Origin of the sequence: Bradyrhizobium sp. CCH5-F6, assembly GCF_001556045.1 — a bacterium.
Taxonomy (GTDB): domain Bacteria; phylum Pseudomonadota; class Alphaproteobacteria; order Rhizobiales; family Xanthobacteraceae; genus Bradyrhizobium.
On sequence record NZ_LSIC01000179.1, the window covers coordinates 1 to 329 of the forward strand.

The 329-nt window shown below is 63.2% G+C and carries 1 protein-coding gene; it reads right to left on the minus strand.

Going from position 1 to position 329, the window contains the following annotated elements; all coding sequences use genetic code 11:
- Window positions 1-329: Ig-like domain-containing protein (locus AX729_RS40760; RefSeq protein WP_197433717.1), on the minus strand; the 329-nt coding region annotated here is incomplete at both ends.

The following is a 329-nucleotide window of genomic DNA, read 5'->3' on the forward strand; positions in this document are numbered from 1 at the left end:
TGGTCTGGGCATTGAAGCTGACGGTGCCGTTGACGCCGCCGCTCACGCCCGTGACCGTCAGCGGATCGCCGTTCGGATCGGTATCGTTCGCAAGCAGGGTAGACGCGGCAATAGCCAGAGCCGTGTTTTGCGTGGTGTTGTAGCCGCTGTCGTTGTTGGCGACCGGCGGCTGGTTTGCTGGGGCATTCACCGTCAGACTGACCGTTGCGGTTGCGGTGCCGCCCTGTCCGTCGGCGATGGCATAGCTGAAGGAAGCCGCACCGGTATAGCCGGTGGTCGGCGTGAAGGTGACCGTATTGGTCTGGGCATTGAAGCTGACGGTGCCGTTG